15 protein-coding genes are annotated in these 16,502 nt (G+C 45.8%); all 15 read left to right on the top strand.

Annotation, left to right across the window (positions count from 1 at the left end; all coding sequences use genetic code 11):
* The first annotated feature begins 117 nt into the window (after window positions 1-117).
* The 15 genes from rpsB to ispG all read left to right on the top strand — a co-directional run bounded on the left by rpsB (window position 118) and on the right by ispG (window position 16,495).
* Window positions 118-858, top strand: coding sequence for a 30S ribosomal protein S2 (gene rpsB / locus CLOSA_RS09325; RefSeq protein WP_013272518.1), 741 nt, complete (start codon window positions 118-120; stop codon window positions 856-858).
* A gap of 111 nt (window positions 859-969) precedes the next feature.
* A complete protein-coding gene (gene tsf / locus CLOSA_RS09330; RefSeq protein WP_013272519.1) occupies window positions 970-1,893 on the top strand; it encodes a translation elongation factor Ts in 924 nt (307 codons plus the stop codon).
* Window positions 1,894-2,023: 130 nt separating this feature from the next.
* On the top strand, window positions 2,024-2,941 hold the full coding sequence (locus tag CLOSA_RS09335; RefSeq protein WP_013272520.1) for an ABC transporter permease: 918 nt from the start codon (window positions 2,024-2,026) through the stop codon (window positions 2,939-2,941).
* A gap of 17 nt (window positions 2,942-2,958) precedes the next feature.
* Complete coding sequence (locus CLOSA_RS09340) at window positions 2,959-3,999, top strand: ABC transporter permease (protein WP_013272521.1); 1,041 nt, start codon at window positions 2,959-2,961, stop codon at window positions 3,997-3,999.
* Between the two features lie 15 nt (window positions 4,000-4,014).
* A complete protein-coding gene (locus CLOSA_RS09345; protein ID WP_013272522.1) occupies window positions 4,015-5,088 on the top strand; it encodes an ABC transporter ATP-binding protein in 1,074 nt (357 codons plus the stop codon).
* Window positions 5,085-6,065, top strand: coding sequence for an ABC transporter ATP-binding protein (locus CLOSA_RS09350; protein WP_013272523.1), 981 nt, complete (start codon window positions 5,085-5,087; stop codon window positions 6,063-6,065). The genes CLOSA_RS09345 and CLOSA_RS09350 overlap by 4 nt, the downstream gene beginning before the upstream one ends.
* A 106-nt stretch (window positions 6,066-6,171) precedes the next feature.
* A complete protein-coding gene (locus CLOSA_RS09355) occupies window positions 6,172-7,860 on the top strand; it encodes a peptide ABC transporter substrate-binding protein (protein WP_013272524.1) in 1,689 nt (562 codons plus the stop codon).
* A gap of 415 nt (window positions 7,861-8,275) precedes the next feature.
* A complete protein-coding gene (locus CLOSA_RS09360) occupies window positions 8,276-9,979 on the top strand; it encodes a peptide ABC transporter substrate-binding protein (RefSeq protein WP_013272525.1) in 1,704 nt (567 codons plus the stop codon).
* A gap of 157 nt (window positions 9,980-10,136) precedes the next feature.
* Window positions 10,137-10,838 carry a UMP kinase gene (pyrH, locus tag CLOSA_RS09365; RefSeq protein ID WP_013272526.1) on the top strand — a complete coding sequence of 234 codons (702 nt, stop codon included), beginning with the start codon at window positions 10,137-10,139 and terminating at the stop codon, window positions 10,836-10,838.
* Window positions 10,839-10,851: 13 nt separating this feature from the next.
* On the top strand, window positions 10,852-11,406 hold the full coding sequence (frr, locus tag CLOSA_RS09370) for a ribosome recycling factor (protein ID WP_013272527.1): 555 nt from the start codon (window positions 10,852-10,854) through the stop codon (window positions 11,404-11,406).
* 66 nt (window positions 11,407-11,472) lie between these two features.
* Window positions 11,473-12,195 carry an isoprenyl transferase gene (locus CLOSA_RS09375; protein ID WP_013272528.1) on the top strand — a complete coding sequence of 241 codons (723 nt, stop codon included), beginning with the start codon at window positions 11,473-11,475 and terminating at the stop codon, window positions 12,193-12,195.
* Window positions 12,196-12,214: 19 nt separating this feature from the next.
* Window positions 12,215-13,015 (top strand): phosphatidate cytidylyltransferase, encoded by an 801-nt coding sequence (locus CLOSA_RS09380; RefSeq protein ID WP_013272529.1) that lies wholly within the window; start codon window positions 12,215-12,217, stop codon window positions 13,013-13,015.
* A 58-nt stretch (window positions 13,016-13,073) separates the two neighbouring features.
* On the top strand, window positions 13,074-14,216 hold the full coding sequence (locus tag CLOSA_RS09385) for a 1-deoxy-D-xylulose-5-phosphate reductoisomerase (RefSeq protein WP_013272530.1): 1,143 nt from the start codon (window positions 13,074-13,076) through the stop codon (window positions 14,214-14,216).
* A gap of 1 nt (window position 14,217) precedes the next feature.
* Complete coding sequence (rseP, locus tag CLOSA_RS09390; protein ID WP_013272531.1) at window positions 14,218-15,276, top strand: RIP metalloprotease RseP; 1,059 nt, start codon at window positions 14,218-14,220, stop codon at window positions 15,274-15,276.
* A gap of 163 nt (window positions 15,277-15,439) precedes the next feature.
* Window positions 15,440-16,495 (top strand): flavodoxin-dependent (E)-4-hydroxy-3-methylbut-2-enyl-diphosphate synthase, encoded by a 1,056-nt coding sequence (ispG, locus tag CLOSA_RS09395; protein ID WP_013272532.1) that lies wholly within the window; start codon window positions 15,440-15,442, stop codon window positions 16,493-16,495.
* Window positions 16,496-16,502 lie beyond the last annotated feature (7 nt).

Below are 16,502 nucleotides of genomic sequence, written 5' to 3' on the forward strand. Positions count from 1 at the left end.
TATACTGGCTAGGCTGACAAAAAACACGTCTGCGGATTCCAGAGGAGGGTGCCGGATACCGGTCTCCCCGGAAGCATAAGAAGCAGGCGGAAGTAAAAACCAATTGGAGGTAATAACATGAGCGTTATTTCAATGAAGCAGCTTTTGGAAGCTGGTGTACACTTCGGTCATCAGACTAGAAGATGGAACCCTAAGATGGCTCCATACATTTACACAGAAAGAAACGGTATCTACATTATTGATCTGCAGAAATCTGTTGTAAAGGTAGATGAGGCTTATAAGGCAGTGTCTGACATTGCTGCAGAAGGCGGTAAGATCCTTTTTGTAGGAACAAAGAAGCAGGCTCAGGATGCCATCAAATCTGAGGCAGAGCGCTGCGGTATGTACTTCGTTAACGAGAGATGGCTTGGCGGTATGCTTACAAACTTTAAGACAATCCAGTCCAGAGTTGCAAGATTAAAGCAGATTGAGACCATGTCCCAGGACGGTACATTTGATGTTCTTCCTAAGAAAGAAGTGATTGCTCTTAAGAAAGAGTGGGAGAAGTTAGAGAAGAACTTAGGCGGAATCAAGGATATGAAGAAGATTCCGGATGCGATTTTTGTTGTAGATCCTAAGAAAGAAAGAATCTGCGTTCAGGAAGCTCATACTCTGGGTATTCCGTTAATTGGTATCGCTGATACAAACTGTGATCCTGAAGAACTTGATTTTGTGATTCCAGGCAATGATGATGCGATAAGAGCCGTTAAGTTAATTGTATCTAAAATGGCAGACGCAGTAATCGAGGCAAACCAGGGCGAGGCAGTAGCTGAAGAAGCAGAAGCAGCTCAGGAAACAGAAGAGACTGTAGAGGCTTAATTATTCAGGCGATTAAATGCTTCGACCTGCTTTGAGAAGCGGGTCGGAGCTTTTTTTACTGGAAAAATGTTCCTGTGAATAAAGAATGAATCAATGATGGAGGGAAAACAAATGGCAGCAGTTACAGCTGGAATGGTAAAAGAATTAAGAGAGATGACCGGCGCAGGTATGATGGATTGCAAGAAAGCTCTTGCAGAAACAGATGGTGATATGGACAAAGCAGTGGAGTTCTTAAGAGAAAAAGGACTTGCAGCTGCTTCTAAGAAGGCAGGAAGAATTGCAGCAGAAGGTATTGTTACCACTGTTGTAAGCGAAGACGGAAAGTCTGCTGCTATCGTAGAGGTTAACAGTGAGACGGACTTTGTTGCAAAGAATGCTCAGTTCCAGGGCTATGTTGCAGATGTTGCTGCCCAGGTGCTTGGTTCCCAGGCAAATGACATGGAAGCATTCCTTGCAGAGACTTGGGCAAAGGACAGTTCTTTAACCGTTGCTCAGGCACTTTCCAGCCAGATCGCAGTGATCGGTGAGAACATGAACATCAGAAGATTTGAGAAGATCGTTACCGGCGGTGTGGTTGTTGATTACATCCACGGCGGCGGAAGAATCGGCGTTTTAATTGAAGCTGATGCAGAAGTGGTGAATGATACGGTAAAGGAAGCGTTAAAGAATATTGCCATGCAGATCGCGGCCTTAACACCAAAGTATGTAAAGAGAGATGAAATTCCACAGGAATTCATTGATCATGAAATGGAAATTTTAAAGGTGCAGGCAAAGAACGAGAATCCGGATAAACCGGATAACATTCTTGAGAAGATGATTGCCGGCCGTTTAAATAAAGAATTAAAAGAATTCTGTCTGGTAGACCAGGCTTATGTAAAAGACGGAGATTTAACTGTCGGCAAGTATTTGGAGCAGGTTTCCAAAGAAGCCGGCGGTAAGGTAGAAGTGAAGAAGTTTGTACGCTTTGAGACTGGTGAAGGTCTTGAAAAGAAGGAAGAGAACTTTGCTGAAGAAGTAGCAAGGCAGATGCAGTAATCTTGTAACAGGATTCTGGGGGGAATCCCATGGGTATCCATGGGATTTTTCTATTCAAACAATGTCCGTTTACCATTGACAGATGTTTCCATATCAGGCGGACATCACTATACCAAAGGAGTTGAGGAAAGTGGCTAAATATATTATAAAGCGTATCGCTATGGCGATTGTAACCATTTTTGCTGTTGCAACGGTTACTTTCTTTGTCATGAATATGGTGCCAGGCGGCCCCTTCATGTCTGAGAAGGCCATCAGCCCACAGGCTCAGGCGGCCCTTAATGAAAAGTACGGCCTGGACAAACCGTTAAGTGAACAGTATGTGACCTATATGAAGGATTTGCTTCATGGCAATTTGGGATTGAGTGTTAAACAGCGTGGACGTACGGTGAATATGATCATCGAAACAAAATTTCCGGTGTCTGCAAAGATCGGTGGAATCGCCATTCTGACGGCAGTTTTAGTTGGTGTTCCATTGGGCAGTATAGCTGCGTTCAAGCGAGGGACCGCTGTAGATAATGTTATTATTGTATTCAGTACATGCGGCATCGCGGTACCAAGCTTTGTGGTCTGTACAATATTGATGTATGTATTAAGCTTAAAGCTGGGTCTCTTGCCTACCTTCGGATTGGCATCGTGGAAAAACTACATTATGCCTGTAATGGCTTTGTCGCTTTATCCATCCTCCTATATTGCACGTCTGATGCGATCTTCCATGCTGGATGTTATGGGGCAGGATTATATGAGGACCGCCCGGGCCAAGGGGCTTTCCCAGATGGTCAGCATCTTTAAGCATGCGCTTCGTAATGCCATTCTTCCGGTTGTTACATACTTAGGACCCCTTTTGGCCTATACCGTAACGGGAAGCTTTATTGTGGAGAAGATATTTACGATCCCGGGTCTGGGATCTGAATTCATTGGTTCCATTACAGGACGTGACTATCCGCTGATTATGGGTACTACGATTTTCCTTGCTACTTTAATGGTTATCATGAATGTGCTGGTGGACGTTGCTTATAAATTCATTGATCCGCGGATTAATCTGAAGTAAGGGAAAGGAGAAAGAAGATGCCAAAGAATAAATTATCAATGCAGCTTAATGTGGAAGACTTTCTCCCGGCAAGCGATGCAGAAAAAGAAAGCCTGACAGTCATGCGGAAAAGCGTTGGATTCTGGAAGGATGGAATCAGGCGCCTTAAGAAGAACAAAATATCAATGGTCAGCCTTGCAGTGATCTTGGTTGTATTTGTTTTATCCTTTGTTGTACCTCAGTTTTATCCGTACAGCTATGAACAGCAGATCCGCGGAAGTGAAAATCTCGCTCCCATGCAGTATTCCCAGAAGGAGCAGACTGCCATGGACGCAGGAGAGAATGTATTTCCCCATATTTTAGGAACGGATAACTTGGGCCGTGATTATGCAGTCCGTGTCATGATGGGAAGCCGTGTTTCCCTGATGGTCGGTCTGATCGCTTCCTGTATTATTTTACTTATTGGCTCCCTTTACGGTTCCATAGCCGGTTTCTTCGGCGGATGGGTGGATATGATCATGATGCGTATTGTAGACATGATCTATACGGTGCCGGATATTTTGATCATCGTATTGCTGTCCGTTGCGTTTGACCAGCCCTTAAAGGCCTTGTCTCAAAGGCCCGGTTTTCAGTGGATCCAGATCATCGGCGTTAACTTAATCAGTATTTTCGTTGTATTTGCCTTACTTTACTGGGTGGGTATGGCACGTATCGTGCGAAGCCAGATCCTGATTTTAAAGGAGCAGGAATATGTAACCGCAGCAAGGGCTCTTGGCGCCTCCAGCGGTCATATCATTAAGAAGCACCTGCTTACAAACTGTATCGGTACTTTGATTGTTACAACTACGCTGCAGATTCCTTCTTCTATTTTTACGGAGAGCTTTTTAAGCTTCCTGGGCCTTGGCGTTGCTGCGCCTATGCCATCTTTGGGAAGTCTTGCAAGCGCTGCGTTAAATGGTCTGCAAAGCTATCCTCACCGTTTGTTTGCACCGGCGCTTGCCATTTCGGTCATTATATTAAGCTTTAACCTGCTGGGCGATGGCCTGCGTGACGCATTTGATCCAAAACTGAAAGATTAAAGGAGGAGAGATACCATGAGTGAATATTTAGTTAATATTGAAAATGAACGTCTTTCCTTCTTTACTCCGGCTGGAGAAGTCAAGGCGCTTAATGATGTATCTCTTCATCTTCGCGAGGGAGAGGTTTTGGGAATTGTAGGAGAGTCCGGTTCCGGTAAGTCTGTAACAGCTTACAGCCTTATGGGCCTTACGGCTTATCCGGGACGCCTGATCGGCGGATCTCTCCAGTTTAACGGACATCAGATTGAGAAGATGACGGAGAAGGAAATGAGAAAGATCCGGGGAAATGAAATCTCTATCATTTTCCAGGACCCAATGACCAGCTTAAACCCGGTTTATACCATTGGAAACCAGATCACAGAAGTGGTCATGCTTCATACAAATAAAAACAAACATCAGGCAAATGAAAGAGCAAGAGAGCTTCTCGCTCTGGTAGGTATCAATGAGCCGGATAAGCGGTTGAAGCAGTATCCTCATGAGCTGTCCGGAGGGATGCGCCAGCGTGTCATGATCGCCATTGCTCTGGCATGTGAGCCGAAGCTTTTGATTGCCGATGAGCCTACTACGGCTCTTGACGTTACCATCCAGGCACAGATTCTGGAGCTGATGATGGAATTAAAAGAAAAGCTTGGAATGGCAATCATCATGATCACCCATGATCTGGGGGTTGTTGCCAATATGTGCGACCGCATTGCGGTTATGTATGCAGGAAAAGTAGTAGAGTACGGCAATACGGATGATATTTTCTACAATCCGAGCCACGAATATACCAAGGGTCTCATCCGGAGCATTCCAAAGCTTACGGAAAAGGAACACAACAAGCTGGTTCCTATTGAAGGAAGCCCTGTTGACATGCTGAATCCGCCTGCAGGCTGTCCGTTTGCGCCCAGATGCAGGGCCTGCATGAAGATTTGTCTGCGTGAAATGCCCAGCTATACGGATTTGTCTGATATTCATTACAGTGCCTGCTGGCTGCTTCAGAAACAGGAGTTTGAACGCAGCACAGCATCGGGTGTTCATGAGCAAGCAGCGGAAGCGGATTGCCAAAGTCCGCTTGATCATAAACAGGCGCAGAAGGGAGATGCATGATGGACCATAAAAATCTTGTAGAGGTACAGAATTTACAACAGTATTTCCCTGTAGCAGGAGGCAAATTATTTGAGAAAAAGGTAGTAAAGGCAGTAGATAATGTTTCCTTTGGAATCAAAAAAGGCGAAACCCTGGGACTGGTTGGGGAATCCGGCTGCGGAAAGACCACAACAGGCCGTACTTTGCTCCGTCTTTATGAGCCTACTGCCGGAAAGATTTTCTTTGATGGGGAAGATATTACAAAAGTCAATATGCTCCCTTACCGCCAGAAGATGCAGATTGTATTCCAGGATCCCTATGCCAGCCTGGACCCCCGTATGACCGTCGGAGACATTATCGGGGAAGCCATCGACATCCACCAACTGGCTTCCAGTAAAAAGGACCGTCAGGACCAGATCATTTCCGTTTTGTCTACGGTAGGACTTAATTCAGAGCATGCAAACCGTTATCCTCATGAATTTTCCGGCGGGCAGCGCCAGCGTGTGGGAATTGCCCGGGCTCTGGCAGTGAATCCTCAGTTCATTGTCTGTGATGAGCCGGTGTCGGCACTTGATGTTTCCATTCAGGCGCAGGTTGTCAATATGTTTGAACAGCTTCAGGAAGAAATGGGATTGACCTATTTATTTATTGCCCATGATCTTTCCATTGTAAAGCACATTTCCAACCGGATCGGCGTTATGTACTTAGGAAAGATGGTGGAGCTTGCAGACAGTTACGAACTGACCTTCCACAGCGTGCATCCATATACCAAGAGCCTGATTTCCGCCATTCCCATCGCGGACCCGGAAACAAGCCGTAAATCCAAGAGAATTGTTCTGGAAGGTGATGTACCAAGTCCGGTCAATCCGCCTTCTGGATGCCGTTTCCGTACAAGATGCCCATATGCGGATGAGCTTTGTGCTGCCCAGGAACCGGAGTGGAAAGAAGTTTCTTCCGGACATTATGCTGCATGCCATCATCTGGATAAGGTGAACTGATTTATATTGCTTATTTACTGTTTTTATGATATGCTGAAAGAAGATCGGCACAGAATACAGATCATGTATTGCTGTGCCGATAAATATATCATATAGGAGGGAATTTATGAAAAAAATGTCACTTGTATTGGCTGCTGTTCTGGCAACCGGCATGATCCTTTCCGCTTGCGGCGGTAATAAATCTGCTGGCCCGTCTGCAGGCGGTACTACCTCAGCAAACGGGGAGACAACGGCTCCTGCAGAAGGAGCAACCGGAGGTCTTGACCTTGCAGTTCAGGTCGGCCCGGACCCGGAAACCATTGATCCAGCTTTAAACAGTGCGGCTGATGGTGCAAATGTCATTGTACATGCCTTTGAGTCTCTGCTGATTGTGGATTCAGAAAACAAAATTGTACCTGGTCAGGCAGAATCTTATGATGTATCTGAGGATGGGATGACCTATACCTTCCATCTTCGTGATGGTCTGAAATGGAGCGACGGAAGTCCTTTGACTTCCAATGACTTTGTATATTCCTGGAAAAGGCTGGCGGATCCCAATACGGCAGCACCATATGCAGCAGATATGCTGGGCTATGTAAAGGGCTATGAAGAGGCTGCCGCCGGTAATCTGGATGCGCTTGGTGTTTCCGCCCCCGATGATAAAACCTTTGTGGTAGAATTATCCGTTCCCTGTGTTTATTTTTCAAAACTTGTCACCCATGCATCCATGGTACCGGTACAGAAAGCATCTGTTGAGGCAAATGGGGAGCAGTGGAGCTTAAAGCCTGAAACTTATATTTCCAACGGACCTTTAAAGATGATCGAGTGGGTCCCAGGCTCTCATATTACTTTCGCAAAGAATGAAAATTACTGGAATGTAGATAAGATCACTTTAAATACTCTGAAATTTGTCCTGATGGAAGATTCCAATGCGGCTTACAGCGCATATCAGACTGGTGAAGTAGCCATGATTAAGGATGTTCCAACAGAGGAAATTCCGGCGCTTAAGGGCAAAGAAGAGTTCCATGTGGAGCCAGGCATGGGTATTTCCTATATAGATTTCCAGAACCAGAAGGAGCCATTTAACAATCCGGATGTGCGCAGGGCCTTAAGTCTTGCCATTGACCGTGAGTATGTAGCCAATACGGTTATGCAGGGCATTGGTGCTCCGGCAACAAACTTTGTTCCCCGTGGCGTTTCTGATGCAGAAGGCGGAACCAATTTTGAGGATGTAACACGCAAGAACAACGGCGGCGACTTCTTTAACATTGAAAATCATGAGGCAGATGTTGCAAAAGCAAAAGAGCTTCTTGCTAAAGCAGGATATCCTGACGGACAGGGCTTCCCAATTATTGAATACATGACCAATGATGCAGGCCATAACAAAGCAGTGGCAGAGTACTTACAGAGCTGCTGGAAGGAAACCCTTGGCGTTAACCTGGATATTAAGATCGTTGAGTGGGCCACCTTTACACCGACCCGCCGTGCAGGAGATTATCAGATTGCTCGTGATGCATGGAGTCTGGATTATGATGATCCTTCCAATCTGCTGAACCTTATGATGTCAACAAGCGGGAATAACAATGCAATGTACAAGAATCCGGAGCTTGACAAGCTGCTTAATGAAGCCAATTCCACGGCTGACGTTGAAGAGCATTATGCAAAGCTTCATGAGGCAGAAAACATAATCCTTGAGGATGCAGCCATTGCTCCTATTACTTACCGGAATGAATTCTGGTTACAGGATCCTAAGTTAAAGGGAACATGGTATTCTCCTTATGGCTACTGGTTCTTCCAGTATGCTACCATGGAATAAGAAAGATCTGTTAAATAAGAAACACCCAGGAAGCATTCCTGGGTGTTTTTGACGTCTACCTGCCATGGGCGGACTCTTGTGGGGGAAAGTCCTTAGCACATTCAGGCCGAGGGAAGTGTGTAGCTGAACAGAAAGGGGATTCGCCCAGAGACAGAATCATGAAGGATGGTGTCGGCTAACCTATGGACCGGCGAACTGTAATCGCATAAAAGAGCCAGAATTAAAAGAATGTTACAACTGGGGGGTAACCGTGTAACTTGGTAAAATACACAGAACAGTTGCAAAGGTTGTGCTAGGCTAAATTCTCATTGCTATTTTTTGGCTTTTATGATATGCTAATTAAATAAGTTGGCGCAGTAACTGATTAAAGTGCTATTGCGTTGATAGAAAACGATTTTTATTAGGAGGACGATCTATGAAAAAAATGTCACTTGTGCTGGCTGCTATTATGACCTCCGGTATGATTCTTACCGCTTGCGGCGGGAATAATACTGCAGGTACAAAAGCAGGCACAGACACAACCACTACTGCGGCGGCCGGCAGCGAAACTACAGCTCCCGCGGAAGGAGCAGCCACAGGACTTGATCTTGCAGTTCAGGTTGGTCCAAATCCTGAGACCATTGATCCGGCACTGAACAGCGCCGCAGATGGTGCGAACATCATTGTTCATGCATTTGAACCGCTGATGATTGTTGATTCAGAGAACAAAATCGTAGGCGGTCAGGCTGAATCCTATGATGTATCCGAGGATGGACTTACCTTTACCTTCCACCTTCGTGACGGTTTAAAGTGGAGCGATGGCACACCCCTTACAGCCAGTGATTTTGTGTATTCCTGGAAGAGGCTTGCTGACCCCAATACGGCTGCTCCATATGCAGGAGATATGCTGGGCTACGTAAAGGGATATGAAGAAGCAGCGGCAGGAAATCTGGATGCCCTTGCTCTTACGGCTCCTGATGATAAGACCTTTGTGGTTGAGTTATCTGTTCCATGTGTATATTTTTCAAAGCTGATCACCCATGCCTCCATGGTTCCGGTGCAGAAGGCCAGCATTGAAGCCAACGGCGACCAGTGGACTTTGAAGCCGGAAACTTATGTGAGCAATGGTCCATTAAAGATGGTTGAATGGGTACCAGGCTCTCATATTACCTTTGCTAAAAATGAAAATTACTGGGATGCGGATAAGGTTACAGTAAATACCTTAAAATTTGTCCTGATGGAAGATGCCAATGCAGCATACAGCGCATATCAGGCAGGTGAAGTTTCCATGATTAAGACCCTTCCTACAGAAGAAATTCCAACTCTGAGAAAGACAGAGGATTTCCAGATAGGATCCACTATGGGTACTTATTATATAAGCTTCCAGACCCAGAAGGAACCCTTTAATAATCCGGATGTACGTAAGGCACTCAGCCTTGCCATTGACCGCGACTATGTTGCCAATACTGTTATGCAGGGAATCTATGCTCCTGCAACCAACTTTGTCGGCCCTGGCATCTCCGATGCTGAGAATGGTTCCTCCTTTGAGGAAGCAACCCGCAAGAACAACGGCGGTGATTTCTTTAATGTAAGCGACCATGATGCTGATGTTGCAAAGGCAAAAGAGCTTCTTGCAAAAGCAGGATATCCCGATGGCCAAGGATTCCCGACCATTGAATACATGACCAATGACCAGCTTTTCCACAAACCCTTAGCTGAGTATTTACAAAGCTGCTGGAAGGAAGCGCTGGGAGTTAATCTGGATATCAAGATCGTTGAATGGGCTACCTTTACACCTACCCGCCGTGCAGGTGATTTCCAGATCGCACGTAATGGGTGGTTATATGATTATGACGATCCATCCAATATGCTGAATCTGTTTAAATCTACCAGCGGCAATAACGATGGTAAGTACAACAATCCAGAATATGATAAGAAGATAGATGAAGCAAACTCCACTCCTGATGTTGCTAAGCATTATGCACTGCTTCATGAAGCAGAGAACATGATTTTAGAGGATTCTGCAGTTGCGCCGGTAGCTTATTACAGCCAGCCATGGTTACAGGATCCTAAGTTAAAGGGCACATGGTATTCTCCTTACGGATACTGGTTCTTCCAGTACGCTACCATGGCTCAGTAAGATCGTCTGAATAGGAAGAGAGCACCCGGGAATTATTCCCCGGGTGTTTTACTTTTGAACGGTCTTTGCTTCCGGCCAGCAAACTTCCTCTTTCCAACCATCCGAAAGTATGTTATAATCTCCTAAGACAATACAAAAGTACAGGAGAATTAAGACGATGAATCCAAGACGTGTATTATTAAAACTCAGTGGCGAAGCGCTTGCAGGCCCCAATAAAACAGGCTTTGACGAAGCGACTGTTAAGGAGGTTGCACGGCAGGTTAAAATATCCGTAGAGGCAGGCATCCAGGTGGGCATTGTCATAGGCGGTGGTAACTTCTGGAGAGGCAGAACCAGCGATGCCATCGACCGTCCCAAGGCGGATCAGATCGGCATGCTTGCTACCATAATGAATTGCATTTATGTTTCTGAGATTTTCCGTAATTCCGGGATGAACACTCACATACTGACTCCCTTTGAATGCGGTTCCATGACAGAGCTTTTTTCCAAGGACAGGGCTAATGGGTACTTTGCACAGGGAGAAGTGGTATTTTTTGCCGGAGGAACAGGTCATCCTTATTTTTCAACGGATACAGGTGTTGCGCTCCGGGCCATTGAGATGAATGCAGACTGTATTCTGCTGGCAAAATCTATTGATGGAGTCTATGACAGTGATCCAAAGACCAATCCAAATGCTGTAAGATATAATACGGTCTCCATTCAGGAGGTCATCGACAAACAGCTCGGTGTCATTGATTTAACAGCTTCCATCATGTGTATGGAGAATAAGATGCCCCTTGCGGTATTCAGCTTAAATGAAAAAGATGGCATTGCCAATGCAATGCAGGGAAAAATAAACGGTACCATAGTGACCGCATAACCAGGAGGACGATATGCAGGAGAGTTTACAGGTTTACGAAGACAAGATGAACAAGACATTAAAAGCGCTGGAAAATGAGTTTATGACGATCCGCGCAGGACGTGCCAATCCACATGTACTGGATAAAATAAGAGTGGATTATTATGGAACACCAACTCCCATTCAGCAGGTGGGTAATGTTTCCATTCCGGAAGCCCGTATGATCGTGATCCAGCCATGGGAGAAGAGTCTGTTAAAAGCAATCGAAAAGGCAATTCTCACTTCCGAACTGGGAATTAACCCGACCAATGACGGCAATGTGATTCGTCTTGTTTTTCCGGAGCTTACGGAGGAACGCAGAAAAGATCTGGTAAAGGATGTTAAGAAAAAAGGAGAGGCTGCTAAGATTGCCATCCGTAACATCCGCCGTGATGCCAATGATGCCTTTAAGAAGCAGTTAAAGGCAGAGGAAATCTCTGAGGATGAGCAGGCAGAGGCAGAAGATCAGATCCAGAAACTGACAGACAAGATGATCGACAAGGTAGAGAAATCGGTTGAAGAAAAGTCAAAGGATCTTCTTACGGTATAAAAATCTTGAACAGGGGGGCAGGCATTTTGCCTGTCCTGTTTTATGTTTTTAAAGGAGCGGCATTCTATGGATAAAATGAACGAGAATATGGTGATTCCGGAGCATGTAGCCATTATACTGGATGGCAATGGCAGATGGGCAAAAAAACGAGGACTTCCAAGGAGCATGGGCCACAAGGAAGGTTGCGTGACCGTGGAAAAGACGGTGGAGGACGCGGCCAGGCTGGGAATCAAATTTCTGACTGTTTATGGTTTTTCAACAGAAAACTGGAAACGCACCTCAGATGAGGTGGGTGCCTTGATGCAGCTCTTTCGGTATTATATGGTCAGGCTTTTAAAAGTTGCCAAGGCCAATAACGTTCGTGTGAAGATGATCGGTGACCGGAACAGGTTTGATCAGGATATTATAGAGGGTATCAGTAAGCTGGTGGAGCAGACAAAGAACAATACCGGCCTGACCTTTGTCATTGCAGTCAATTATGGGGGCCGTGATGAGATTGTTCGGGCTGCCCGGAAAATTATGATGGATACTGCAGAAGGAAAGCTGCTGCCTGAGGATATGACGGAAGAGATTTTTGCTTCTTATCTGGATACAGAGGGAATTCCCGATCCGGACCTTCTCATACGTACCAGCGGGGAACTGCGGCTTTCCAACTATCTGCTGTGGCAGCTGGCTTATACAGAACTTTATGTAACGGACTGCTATTGGCCTGATTTTAATATGGAAGAAATGAAAAAGGCAATTGCAGCGTACAATAGTAGGGAACGAAGATTTGGAGGAGTGAAGTAATTCGGAGGGAGGAAACGCCATGTTTACAACCAGACTGATAAGCGGAGTCATTCTCGTTTTAATTGCTCTTTTTACAGTAGGAAGCGGGGGAATCTTGCTTTTTGCCACAACCATTTTCATTTCCATGATTGGTTTGTTTGAGTTGTATCGTGTGATGAAGATACAGAATAGCCCATTGGGATATGTGGGGTATATAACGGCCCTGTCCTATTATGGGATGCTGTGGTTTCATGAAGAAAGATTTATGATGCTCATGTCCATTGCATTTTTGATGATCCTTATGAGTATTTATGTATTTACCTTTCCAAGGTGTCAGATGGAAGAGGTGACCGTGGCATTTTTTGGAGTTTTTTATGTTGCTGTCATGCTGTCCTATCTTTATCAGGTCCGCACCATGGCAGATGGGAAGTACCTGGTATGGCTGGTATTTTTAAGCTCATGGGGGTGTGATACCTGTGCTTACTGTGTGGGAATGCTTATGGGGAAACACAGGCTTGCTCCTGTACTCAGCCCTAAAAAGTCCATAGAAGGGGCAGTCGGCGGGGTGGCAGGCGCGGCACTTTTGGGATTCCTTTACGCATCTGTTTTTGGAGGTTTTATGACGGAAATACGCAACCCCCAGGCTGCCTGCGGACTGGCCTGCGCCATTGGGGCGGTGATTTCCCAGATCGGAGACCTGGCTGCATCTGCAATCAAACGCAATCATCAGGTAAAGGATTATGGAAAACTGATTCCGGGCCACGGAGGAATATTAGACCGGTTTGACAGCATGCTTTTTACAGCTCCCGCTATTTATTTTGCGGTGACATTTTTGCGTTAAAATTATTATTATATGGAATTTCAATAAATTGGAAAAGAAAAGGAGTCAGCAGCATAAGATGAGGAAAATAGCAATCCTGGGTTCTACAGGATCCGTTGGGAAACAAACTTTGGAAGTAGCTGAAAACCAACAGGACATAGAGGTAACCGCCTTGGCGGCAGGCAGCAATATCCGCCTGCTGGAGGAACAGATCAGAAAATATCATCCAAAAGTAGCTTGCGTGTGGAGGGAAGATAAGGCCAGGGAGCTGGCAGTATCGGTAAAGGATCTGCCAGTCCGTGTTGTTTCCGGAATGGATGGACTGATTGAAGCTGCTACAGAAAGTTCTGCGGAAACCGTGGTCACTGCTATTGTTGGAATGATCGGGATACGTCCTACCATAGCGGCCATTCAGGCTGGGAAGGATATTGCTCTTGCCAACAAGGAAACCCTTGTGACCGCAGGACATATCATTATGCCCCTGGCAAAGGAACGGGGAGTTACCATCCTTCCAGTGGACAGTGAACACAGTGCCATTTTTCAATGTTTAAACGGAGAAGATAAAAAATCCATACATAAGATCCTTTTAACGGCTTCCGGCGGTCCTTTCCGGAGAAAAACAAGAAAAGAGCTGGAATCTGTGCAGGTGGAGGATGCTTTAAATCATCCCAACTGGTCTATGGGAAGGAAGATCACCATAGATTCCTCAACGATGGTCAACAAAGGTCTTGAAGTCATGGAGGCCAGGTGGCTGTTCGGCGTGGATATGGACCAGATCCAGGTGGTGGTCCAGCCTAAGAGTGTGATCCATTCCATGGTAGAATTTGAGGACGGGGCAGTTATGGCCCAATTAGGAACGCCGGATATGAAACTTCCAATTCAGTATGCGCTCTATTATCCGGAGAGAAGATTTCTTCCCGGTGAACGTTTGGATTTTTGGACCATTGGTCAAATCACTTTTGAAAAACCAGATATGGTAAATTTTCCCGGATTGCGACTGGCGTATCTTGCAGGAAGGGAAGGCGGAACGCTTCCAACCGTTTTTAATGCTGCCAATGAACGGGCAGTTGCCAAATTTTTAAACCGAGAAATTTCATATCCATCCATAACTGATATGATAGAGGGGGCTATGAACGGGCATACTGTAAAGGAGAATCCTACCGTAGAGGAAATTCTTGAAGCAGAAGCTGCAGCTTATGAATATATAGAAAGCAGGTGGTAAATTGTCCAGTGTTATCGTAGCGATTCTGGTCTTTGGACTGATCGTATTAATTCATGAATTAGGGCATTTTTTATTCGCAAAAATGAACGGGATCGCAGTGGTTGAGTTTTCAATCGGTATGGGACCAAGACTGGTCCGTTTTAAAAGAGGTGAAACCATTTATTCTGTTAAAGCACTTCCTTTAGGCGGTTCCTGTATGATGCTGGGGGAGGATGAGGAAAATCCCGATGAGCGGGCTTTCCAGAATAAATCAATTCCAGCCAGGATGTCAGTCATTGCAGCGGGTCCCATATTTAACTTTATTTTAGCCTTTTTCCTGGCATTGATCCTGGTGGGGATGAATGGATATGATACTACCTATATCAAGGAAGTAACGGAAAATTCCCCTGCCTATGAGGCGGGAATCCGTCCCGGAGATAAGCTTCTTAAAATCAATGGGGAAAATGTATCCATGTATCGGGATTATATACTTTTCAAGCTTTTAAGACCTGAGGAAAAGATGAATCTGGTTGAATTTTCCAGGACCGACCCATCTACCGGCAATGCCATAATCCAGTCTTCAACCGTAACACCTCAGTATTCAGAGGAAAGCGGAAAGTATTTAATCGGTATTACCATTGCACCTGAGAATAAGAAGGCGGCTTCTATTGGGGAACTGGTAAAATACGGATATATGGAAATGGAATACGATGTAAAGCTGACAGTAAAAAGTCTTGGCATGCTCTTTACAGGAAAAGCCAGTGTTAATGATTTAAGCGGCCCCGTAGGCATTGTGGTCATGATCGATGATTCTGTTAAGGCAGGACTTTCGGTCAGCGTTGCTGCGGCCCTTATGAATGTGATCAGCATGTGCATTCTTCTAAGTGCAAACCTGGGAGTAATGAATCTTCTTCCCATTCCGGCCCTTGACGGAGGGAGGCTTCTGTTTCTCATGATTGAAGCCATCAGAGGCAAACGCATGGACCCGGAAAAGGAAGGCCTGGTAAATATGATCAGCATGGCAGCTCTAATGGCTCTTATGATTTTCGTGGTGTTTAACGATATCAGCAGGTTTACGTAAGCAAGCCATAGTTACGCGTGCAGCGAGCCAAACCAACCTGCCTGCATGGACACCTGGCCGCTGCCGTAATAACCGGATGGAGCTGGCGAAGCCGGTTGCTTCCGGTTTAAGGTATGCACAGAATTTGCAGTGTGGGAATGGCATGGGCAGAATGGAGGAACGTATGAGCAGAGAACGAACAAGAGTAATCCGTATTGGTGACCGGGTGATCGGCGGAGGAAATCCGGTGCTGATTCAGTCCATGTGCAATACAAAAACACAGGATGTGGAAGCAACTGTGGATCAGATCAAAGCTTTGACTGAGGCCGGGTGTGATATCATTCGGGTTGCGGTACCGGATATGGAGGCGGCGGCCGCCTTAAAACAAATAAAAAAACAGATATCCATACCTCTGGTAGCGGACATTCACTTTGATTACCGGCTGGCCATTGCAGCAATAGAGTGGGGAGCAGATAAGATACGGATTAATCCTGGGAATATCGGGTCTGCCGACCGGGTACGTGCAGTGGTGGAAAAGGCCAGGGAATATGATGTTCCCATTCGGGTGGGTGTAAACAGCGGATCCCTGGAAAAGAACCTGATTGAAAAATACGGAGGAGTGACTGCAGAAGGAATTGTGGAAAGTGCTTTGCAGAAGGTCCGTATGATAGAAGAACTGGGATATGAAAACCTTGTCATAAGCATTAAATCCTCTGATGTACTCATGTGCATCAAAGCGCACCAGCTGATTGCCGGGCAGTCGGATTATCCTCTTCATGTAGGTATAACCGAAGCGGGCACGTATGTCTCCGGGACGGTGAAATCCTCTGTAGGTCTTGGTGTTATTCTATACCAGGGAATTGGAGATACCATCCGTGTCTCCCTGACCGGAGATCCGGTTGAGGAAGTGAAGGCCGCCAAGCTGATTTTGAAGACTTTGGGCTTAAGAAGAGGCGGTGTAGAGGTGGTATCCTGCCCCACCTGCGGAAGGACGCGGATTGATCTGATCTCACTGGCAAATCAGGTAGAGAAAATGGTTTCAGAATTTGACCATCTGGATATTAAGGTGGCTGTTATGGGCTGTGTAGTAAACGGGCCGGGAGAAGCAAGGGAAGCGGATTTGGGAATCGCTGGAGGAATCGGCGAAGGCCTTTTGATGAAAAAGGGTGAGATCATCCGCAAGGTGCCGGAAGAAGAGCTTTTAAATGCCCTAAAGGAAGAGCTTATGAAACTGCAATAGGTGATAG

The organism is [Clostridium] saccharolyticum WM1, from assembly GCF_000144625.1.
Taxonomy (GTDB): Bacteria; Bacillota; Clostridia; order Lachnospirales; family Lachnospiraceae; genus Lacrimispora; species Lacrimispora saccharolytica.

Coding starts and splice junctions, on each gene's coding strand:
- tsf (WP_013272519.1), top strand. CDS start 970: ATGGCAGCAGTTACAGCTGGAATGGTAAAAGAATTAAGAGAGATGACC.
- rpsB (WP_013272518.1), top strand. CDS start 118: ATGAGCGTTATTTCAATGAAGCAGCTTTTGGAAGCTGGTGTACACTTC.
- CLOSA_RS09350 (WP_013272523.1), top strand. CDS start 5,085: ATGATGGACCATAAAAATCTTGTAGAGGTACAGAATTTACAACAGTAT.
- frr (WP_013272527.1), top strand. CDS start 10,852: ATGCAGGAGAGTTTACAGGTTTACGAAGACAAGATGAACAAGACATTA.
- CLOSA_RS09375 (WP_013272528.1), top strand. CDS start 11,473: ATGGATAAAATGAACGAGAATATGGTGATTCCGGAGCATGTAGCCATT.
- CLOSA_RS09340 (WP_013272521.1), top strand. CDS start 2,959: ATGCCAAAGAATAAATTATCAATGCAGCTTAATGTGGAAGACTTTCTC.
- CLOSA_RS09355 (WP_013272524.1), top strand. CDS start 6,172: ATGAAAAAAATGTCACTTGTATTGGCTGCTGTTCTGGCAACCGGCATG.
- CLOSA_RS09385 (WP_013272530.1), top strand. CDS start 13,074: ATGAGGAAAATAGCAATCCTGGGTTCTACAGGATCCGTTGGGAAACAA.
- pyrH (WP_013272526.1), top strand. CDS start 10,137: ATGAATCCAAGACGTGTATTATTAAAACTCAGTGGCGAAGCGCTTGCA.
- ispG (WP_013272532.1), top strand. CDS start 15,440: ATGAGCAGAGAACGAACAAGAGTAATCCGTATTGGTGACCGGGTGATC.
- CLOSA_RS09380 (WP_013272529.1), top strand. CDS start 12,215: ATGTTTACAACCAGACTGATAAGCGGAGTCATTCTCGTTTTAATTGCT.
- CLOSA_RS09360 (WP_013272525.1), top strand. CDS start 8,276: ATGAAAAAAATGTCACTTGTGCTGGCTGCTATTATGACCTCCGGTATG.
- CLOSA_RS09345 (WP_013272522.1), top strand. CDS start 4,015: ATGAGTGAATATTTAGTTAATATTGAAAATGAACGTCTTTCCTTCTTT.